This is a genomic window from Gammaproteobacteria bacterium CG11_big_fil_rev_8_21_14_0_20_46_22 (assembly GCA_002796245.1).
GTDB lineage: Bacteria > Pseudomonadota > Gammaproteobacteria > UBA12402 > UBA12402 > 1-14-0-20-46-22.
Genome location: PCWT01000036.1, coordinates 1 through 793 on the forward strand (window position 1 = coordinate 1; position 793 = coordinate 793).

Consider the following 793-nt stretch of genomic DNA (forward strand, 5'->3'; position numbering starts at 1 on the left):
AAATCCCTGCCTAACGTAGTATCAATAACAATAATTTATTGCAAATTGCAATACTTTATTTATTGCAAGGTGGCTTTTTAGAAGATTTATTCATCAGTAGCAACTTTTCTGTACTTTCTTTAACCTTATGATTTAATTGATTTTTTTAAATTATCGTAAAAATTCTCATGGGCCGCACAAGAAAGTAAAGTCAACGAGGTTTGCGCCTGATCAAGGATATAAGCGAGCAGCATAAGCTGATGATCAATGTGAAATTTAAACACCCTAACTCCGGCTAGATCGCCAGATTTCAAATCACCGAGTAACGGTTTTTCTTGAATCTGTTGAATAGCCTTTTCTAACTCAATTATCTGATTTTCATGGAGACGTTTGATGAGGCGTTTAAATGTATTCGTAAGAAAGACATTCATCGCTCACCAGGGACATACTTCGAGACACGCCCTGACCTTATATCCTCTAACCCAAGCAAGATACCTTTGATATCATGAAAAGTGAGGTCCGGATTATCTTCTGCCATACGACCCAACTTTGCCCAGTACTCAATTTGCTTAGGCGTAGACCGACTCTCGACCACAGAATATGCTTTTGCCATGTCAACCAACTCTTTATCTAAATTTACTGCAATACCCATGACAAATCCCTGCCTAACGTAGGGCCTGTTTACAATTCATTTTTGCAAGCGAAAACTGAGGGAGTTGAGACCAAATTGTTTATTATTTGAGGCGAATAGCCAGCCCTATTTAACAAGAAGAATGAACAATTTGGACCAACTTTACTCAGTTTGCAGCGTGAA

2 protein-coding genes are annotated in these 793 nt (G+C 38.2%); both read right to left on the reverse strand.

From position 1 onward, the window contains the following. Positions 1–125: 125 nt before the first annotated feature. Positions 126–410, reverse strand: a complete 285-nt coding sequence (locus tag COV52_04610) for an addiction module toxin RelE (protein PIR11288.1) — start codon at positions 408–410, stop codon at positions 126–128. Further along, positions 407–631 (reverse strand): hypothetical protein, encoded by a 225-nt coding sequence (locus COV52_04615; GenBank protein PIR11289.1) that lies wholly within the window; start codon positions 629–631, stop codon positions 407–409. The genes COV52_04610 and COV52_04615 overlap by 4 nt, the downstream gene beginning before the upstream one ends. Between the last annotated feature and the right edge of the window lie 162 nt (positions 632–793).

Bases quoted from the DNA above. Each gene is read 5' to 3' on its own strand.
- COV52_04610 (PIR11288.1), bottom strand. From the start codon at position 410: ATGAATGTCTTTCTTACGAATACATTTAAACGCCTCATCAAACGTCTC.
- COV52_04615 (PIR11289.1), bottom strand. From the start codon at position 631: ATGGGTATTGCAGTAAATTTAGATAAAGAGTTGGTTGACATGGCAAAA.